Raw genomic sequence first — 6,349 nt, forward strand, 5'->3', positions numbered from 1 at the left:
TTATACAGAAAGCTATGAAAACAGTGATTAATAGAATGTTCGTAATACTTTTCGCATCCACACTTTTATTTGGATGTGATGCAGTACAGAACGCAAACAATAAACAAAAAGGTGCCGTGATAGGTACTGCAGGTGGAGCCGTAATTGGTGGAGTTATAGGAAATAACACTGGAGATGGGAACTCTGCTCTTGGATCTATCATTGGTGGTGTAGTTGGTGGAGCTGCCGGAGCCATTATTGGTAACAGAATGGATGAACAGGCTAAGAAGATCGAGAACGAGATTCCTGGAGCTGAAGTTGAAAGAGTTGGTGAAGGGATCAACGTTACTTTTGATGAGAATAGTGGAGTTTATTTTGACACCGAGAAATATAACATCAACGCGAAATCTCAAGAAGCATTGAATAAGCTTGCTGGTATTTTTAAAGAATATCCTCAAACAAATGTACTTGTTGAAGGTCATACCGATAATACAGGTAGTGATAGTTATAACCTTACTCTATCTAAAAACAGAGCACAAGCAGTTACTGGATTCCTTGTAGATAACGGAATTGAGAAAGGAAGATTTACTACCAAATGGTATGGTGAGACTCAACCAAAGTATGATAATTCTACTGCTGATGGAAGAGCAAAGAATAGAAGAGTTGAACTTGCTATAGTTGCTAATGATGAATTAAAGGAAGAGGCTAAAGAACAGGCCGAGCAGCAGGAAGGTAACTAAGATTGTATTTTTAAATAATTTCTGAAAGATCCCGGTTTATACCGGGATTTTTTGTGATTAATAAGTACATTCAAAGAATGAATTCAAGAGATGTTATTATACTGGGAGGGGGACTTGCGGGACTTGTTGCGGGGATACATCTCGTGAATTCTGGCGCGAATGTTTGTTTGATTGAGAAAGACTCATATCCAGGACAAAAGGTATGTGGAGAGTACTTATCTAATGAAGTAAAACCATACTTAGAATTTCTCGGGCTTGATCTAGGGAGTGTTCACCTCCCAGAACTTTCAAGAATGCAATTTAGCACCCAGAAGGGTAATATGCTGGAATGTAAACTAGATCTTGGAGGAATGGGTATAAGCAGATACACTCTAGATCATTTATTATATCAGAAATTTTTAGACGCGGGAGGTGAAATTATCCAGACTACTGCTGAAAATTGTAAATCTTTTGGGGACATTTTTTTAGTTAATTGCAAGGATGGTCAGACTCTCGAAGCCAAATTTGTGTTAGGTGCATATGGCAAGAGGTCCAATCTTGATAAGCGCCTGAGGCGATCTTTTATAAATAAAAAATCTGCTTGGATGGCTGTTAAAGCGCATTACGAGAATCAGGATTTTCCTGATGATCTGGTTACATTGCATAACTTTCAGGGAGGATATTGCGGACTATCAAAAACCGATCTTGGTACCGTGAATGTTTGTTATCTGGCTACTTATGAATCATTCCAGAAATATGGTAACATTAAATCATATGAGAACAAGGTTCTTAGCCGCAATCCGTATTTAAAGGATTTTTTTCAGAATTCAGTAATGGTCTTCGAAAAACCCTTGAGTATCGCACAAATTTCATTTGATAATAAGGAATTGTTCGAGGATCATATTATTATGATCGGGGACGCTGCAGGTTTAATTCATCCATTATCTGGTAATGGAATGGCAATGGCCATACGTAGCGCTAAGATGGCTTCGGAAGCCTTATTAGAGTTTAAACTTAATCCTAAGAATCGTGAAAGCATAGAATCAAATTACGCTTATTCCTGGAAAAATAATTTTAGAATAAGAATGAAAACTGGCAGGATACTTCAGAAGGTACTAATGCACCAAAAACTGAGCAATTTCTCTCAAAGTTTTGTTCAAAAAGTACCCGGATTACTTCCGAAGATCATTAAACTAACCCACGGAAAAGAAATGCATGTCTGAAATAGATACAACAAAAAGATCTCTTGAGCCGGAGATCATGGACGATTTTGACTTTAGAGGTGAAGAATTGAGAATTACTCTGGAGGATCTTGAAAAGGTCAATTCTTGGCTGGGAGGTAATCAAATTAGTATTGCTGGTCTGAAGCAACTGGATCTTGATAAAAATACAGAAATCTCAATCGTAGATGTGGGTTGTGGTAATGGCGCGATGCTTCGAAAAATAGCAGATTGGGGCAGAATGGAGAAGTTGAAACTAAAATTGACAGGTGTAGATGCGAATGCATTTGCCATCGATATAGCACAATACTTATCCACAGATTATCCTGAATTAGATTTTGTAACTCAGAATATTTTTAGCTCAGAATTTCGCAGCTCAAAATTTGACGTGGTCATGTGTACGCTCACATTGCATCATTTCAAGGATTCCCAGATTCCGGAAATTTTGCATCAGTTCTACGATCAGTCTAATATAGCAGTGATCATCAATGACCTGCAACGTTCAGCATTAGCTTACAGATTGTTTCAAATGTTCTGCGCGGTATTTGTGAACAATGAAATTGCCAGGAAAGATGGTCTAATTTCAATTTTAAGAGGATTTAAGGAACATGATATTAATAAATATATGAATACCATTAAAGTTGATACCTACTCGATTCAGTGGAAATGGGCTTTCAGATATCTATGGATCATTAATAAATAGAATAATGGGTGTACATATAGTCAATGTTGAAAAGCAATTACCGGAATATTTTCGGGAAACCAGGGATATCATTCCCCTGGTAGAAGATTGGCTTGGTGATCAGGATAACAGATTCCGTAGAAAGATTGTCAAGATTTTTGAAGGAGCAGCCGTAGATAGGCGCTATTCGATCATGGATCCTGAGGAAGTCTTTACTATGACTTCATTCGAGGATAAAAATAGTATTTATGTTAGAGAGGTCAAGAAGCTGGGTAGCCAGGTTTTGAAAAAATCGCTGGCTGCTGCAAACTGGGATTCTCAAAGTATCGATTATATTATAACCGTAAGTTGTACCGGGATCATGATTCCTTCTCTGGATGCTTATTTGATCAATGAATTAAAATTGAAACAGGATATTACTCGTTTGCCAGTTACCGAAATGGGTTGTGCGGCAGGTATCTCCGGGATGATATATGCTCACAATTTTTTGAAATCTAATCCCGGAAAACGTGCCGCAGTTATTGCGGTTGAAAGTCCTACAGCCACTTTTCAACTTTCAGATCTAAGTATGGCGAATATGGTTAGTGCCGCAATTTTCGGGGATGGAGCGGCTTGTGTATTACTTTCTTCAGAAGAAGGTCTGGATAGCCCAAGGATTATTGGAGAAGAAATGTACCATTTCTATGATGCGACGCAAATGATGGGCTTTGATCTCAAGAATGAAGGTCTGCAAATGATTCTTGATCCGGCAGTCCCTGAAACTATTTCTCAGCATTTCCCGCAAATAGTTCATCCTTTTCTCAAAAAACATGGGTCTTCTATAGAAAAAGTGGATCATTTAATATTTCATCCAGGTGGAAAAAAAATAGTGCAGACAGTTTCTGAACTTTTTGGTAACTTAGGTAAGAATATTGACGATACTCGCGAAGTATTGAAATTATTCGGAAATATGAGCAGCGCCACGGTACTTTATGTTCTGGAAAGATTTCTGGATAAAGATATTGCTAAGGGCGAGCAGGGTTTGATGTTAAGTTTTGGACCTGGTTTTTCTGCTCAACGAATTTTGATAGAATGGTAAAAGACTTCAGAAATACAGATTATTGGGCGGTCATACTTGGAGGTAGCAGTGGTCTTGGGTATGCCAGCGCAAAGAAGCTTGCAAACCACGGAATGAATATTATCATAATTCACCGCGACCGAAGATCTGATATTGAAGATATCGAAGACGCCTTTGAAAGTATACGCAAAACCGGTGTGGAATTTCGTAGTTTTAATACAGATGCAATTCAGAAGGAGAATAGGAATGAACTCGTTCTAAATATCAAGAAATCTCTTGGCAAGCATGGTAAGGTTAGACTCCTTCTACATAGTATCGCAAAAGGGAATTTGAAGCCAATGTTAGGAGAAGAACAAACTCTAAGCAATATTGATTTTCAATTGACCATAGATGCCATGGCACTAAGCTTGTATGACTGGACTCAGGAACTATATAAAAATGACCTTTTCGCGAAAGATGCACGTGTGATTGCTTTTACCAGTGAAGGAAACAAAAAGGCATGGAAAAATTATGCTGCAGTTTCAGCAGCAAAAGTAACCCTAGAATCCTTAACCAGAGGTATTGCTCTTGAATTTGCGGAAAAAGGTGTCCGCGCAAATTGTATTCAGGCGGGTATAACGGTTACTAGATCTTTCCAAATGATTCCGGGCAATCAAACGCTAAGGGAACATGCTTTAAAACACAATCCATTCAAAAGATTGACGGTTCCGGATGATGTCGCAAACGTGGTCTATTTACTGAGTAAAGATGAAGCTTCCTGGATCACCGGCAGTATTATTCCTGTTAACGGCGGTGAGCATTTAATGTAAATTCCCAGTCCTTGAAAAGCATAGATATAGTTTCCAAATTACCTTATTCAGCACCTTTTCTATTTGTAGACGAAATAACCTCTATAAGCGAGAATGCCATTGAGGGCAATTACTTTTTTGATAAATCACATGATTTTTATCGTGGACATTTTAAGGAAATTCCCGTAACTCCAGGAGCGATCCTGGCTGAATGTATGGCACAAATTGGTGTGGTATCCCTTGGAATCTACTTGTTGAGTAAGGAGGCTGCTGCTTTGGGAACCCCTAGAATTGCAATGACATCTTCGAACGTAGATTTTATAAAACCTGTTTATCCCGGCGAAAAAGTATTTGTTAAGTCTGAAAAACAATATTTTAGATTTAATAAATTAAAGTGCGTGGTGATCATGACAGATACTCAGGATAATATCTTATGCCGGGGTGAAATTTCGGGAATGATCTTAAAATCTGGATCATGAGTAAAAGAGTTGTAATTACTGGATTGGGGGTTGCCGCGCCAAATGCAATAGGTATTGATCAATTTGACCAGGCTTTGAGGAATGGCGCTAGCGGAATTAAATTCTACCAAGACTTAAAAGATCTTAATTTCAGCTGCCAGATAGGAGGGAAGCCACCGGTTACTCAGGAGATGATAAACAAGTATTTCAATCCACTCCAACAAAAAGGTTTAAATAGCAGCGGACTCATTTATGGAGTGATGGCTGGCGTAGATGCCTGGAAAGATGCTATGCTTCCAATTTCTTCGGAAGAGGAACCTGACTGGAATTCAGGGATCGTTTTTGGTACAGGAATCCTGGGGGTAGATAAATTTAGAGAAGCAATTCATCTTATTGATGCCGGAAAAACCAGAAGATTGGGAAGCACTAGTGTGATCCAGACAATGGCCAGCGGTATCAGCGCTTATTTGGGCGGAATGCTTGGTTGCGGTAACCAGGTAACCACAAATTCTTCTGCATGTACTACAGGAAGTGAAGCGATCATCATGGGGTACGACCGGATAATCTCAGGAAAGGCTGAAAGAATGCTGGTTGGAAGTTGCGGCGATGATGGCCCTTATGTTTGGGGAGGATTTGACGCGATGAGGATTCTTCCGGGTAAGTACAACGATAATCCAGAAAAAGCTTCCAGACCTATGAGCGCAACTGCTTCGGGCTTTGTGGCGGGTAGTGGGGCAGGAGCTTTGCTGCTTGAATCATTAGATTCTGCTTTGAAAAGGGGGGCTAATATTTATGCGGAAGTTCTTGGTGGAGCTATAAATAGTGGCGGTCAGAGAGCTGGTGGAAGTATGACCGCAGCGAATAGTAAAGCAGTGCAAAGATGTATAAAGAATGCAATCAGTTTTTCTAGAATTGAGGCTGAAGATATAGACTATATCAATGGTCATCTCACAGCTACTACCAGAGACGCTACAGAAATCAAGAACTGGACTTCTGCACTCGGACTTTCAGGAGAAAATTTTCCGAAGATTAATTCTCTTAAAGGAATGACCGGACACTGTTTGAGTGCTTCTGGTTCAATTGAAAGTGTTGCAAGTATACTTCAGATTAAAAATCAATATGTATTCGGAAATATAAACTGCGAAGATCTTCATACAGATATAACAGCTTTGATTGACGACTCCTGTATTCCGAAGAAAACAATAGATGCTGATATTAATATCGTAGCAAAAGCCAGTTTTGGTTTTGGAGATGTAAATGCGGTCACTATCTTTAAACGATATAAAAAATAACTAATGACCAATCAGGATATAATTTCTAAGATTAAAACAATCGTCACTCCATATACTCAGCGTAAAGAAGGGCTCGCAGAATTTGATGAAAGGACCAATTTTTTAAATGATTTGGAGATCAATTCTGCTAATCTTGTGGATGTAGTGCTGGATG

Annotated in this window: 7 protein-coding genes; all 7 read left to right on the plus strand. The window is 39.0% G+C overall.

Annotation, left to right across the window (positions count from 1 at the left end):
• Positions 1–14: 14 nt before the first annotated feature.
• The 7 genes from ACNKXS_RS11625 (at position 15) to ACNKXS_RS11655 (ending at position 6,195) form a co-directional block, all read left to right on the plus strand.
• Positions 15–719: a YiaD family glycine zipper/OmpA-like lipoprotein gene (locus tag ACNKXS_RS11625; RefSeq protein WP_417920987.1), complete on the plus strand. Its 705-nt coding sequence runs from the start codon at positions 15–17 to the stop codon at positions 717–719.
• A 77-nt stretch (positions 720–796) separates the two neighbouring features.
• Positions 797–1,921: an NAD(P)/FAD-dependent oxidoreductase gene (locus ACNKXS_RS11630; RefSeq protein ID WP_417920988.1), complete on the plus strand. Its 1,125-nt coding sequence runs from the start codon at positions 797–799 to the stop codon at positions 1,919–1,921.
• Entirely contained in the window at positions 1,914–2,621 is a 708-nt protein-coding gene (locus tag ACNKXS_RS11635; RefSeq protein ID WP_417920989.1) for a methyltransferase domain-containing protein, read from the plus strand. The genes ACNKXS_RS11630 and ACNKXS_RS11635 overlap by 8 nt, the downstream gene beginning before the upstream one ends.
• Positions 2,622–2,625: 4 nt before the next feature.
• Complete coding sequence (locus ACNKXS_RS11640) at positions 2,626–3,678, plus strand: type III polyketide synthase (protein ID WP_417920990.1); 1,053 nt, start codon at positions 2,626–2,628, stop codon at positions 3,676–3,678.
• Positions 3,672–4,466, plus strand: coding sequence for an SDR family oxidoreductase (locus tag ACNKXS_RS11645; protein WP_417920991.1), 795 nt, complete (start codon positions 3,672–3,674; stop codon positions 4,464–4,466). The genes ACNKXS_RS11640 and ACNKXS_RS11645 overlap by 7 nt, the downstream gene beginning before the upstream one ends.
• Positions 4,467–4,477: 11 nt before the next feature.
• Positions 4,478–4,924: a 3-hydroxyacyl-ACP dehydratase FabZ family protein gene (locus tag ACNKXS_RS11650; protein WP_417920992.1), complete on the plus strand. Its 447-nt coding sequence runs from the start codon at positions 4,478–4,480 to the stop codon at positions 4,922–4,924.
• Positions 4,921–6,195, plus strand: a complete 1,275-nt coding sequence (locus ACNKXS_RS11655; RefSeq protein WP_417920993.1) for a beta-ketoacyl-[acyl-carrier-protein] synthase family protein — start codon at positions 4,921–4,923, stop codon at positions 6,193–6,195. Before ACNKXS_RS11650 ends, ACNKXS_RS11655 begins: the two co-directional genes overlap by 4 nt.
• Positions 6,196–6,349: the final 154 nt, after the last annotated feature.

It is taken from the genome of Christiangramia marina (assembly GCF_048285865.1).
GTDB lineage: Bacteria > Bacteroidota > Bacteroidia > Flavobacteriales > Flavobacteriaceae > Christiangramia > Christiangramia marina.

Coding starts and splice junctions, on each gene's coding strand:
- ACNKXS_RS11635 (WP_417920989.1), top strand. CDS start 1,914: ATGTCTGAAATAGATACAACAAAAAGATCTCTTGAGCCGGAGATCATG.
- ACNKXS_RS11645 (WP_417920991.1), top strand. CDS start 3,672: ATGGTAAAAGACTTCAGAAATACAGATTATTGGGCGGTCATACTTGGA.
- ACNKXS_RS11630 (WP_417920988.1), top strand. CDS start 797: ATGAATTCAAGAGATGTTATTATACTGGGAGGGGGACTTGCGGGACTT.
- ACNKXS_RS11640 (WP_417920990.1), top strand. CDS start 2,626: ATGGGTGTACATATAGTCAATGTTGAAAAGCAATTACCGGAATATTTT.
- ACNKXS_RS11625 (WP_417920987.1), top strand. CDS start 15: ATGAAAACAGTGATTAATAGAATGTTCGTAATACTTTTCGCATCCACA.
- ACNKXS_RS11655 (WP_417920993.1), top strand. CDS start 4,921: ATGAGTAAAAGAGTTGTAATTACTGGATTGGGGGTTGCCGCGCCAAAT.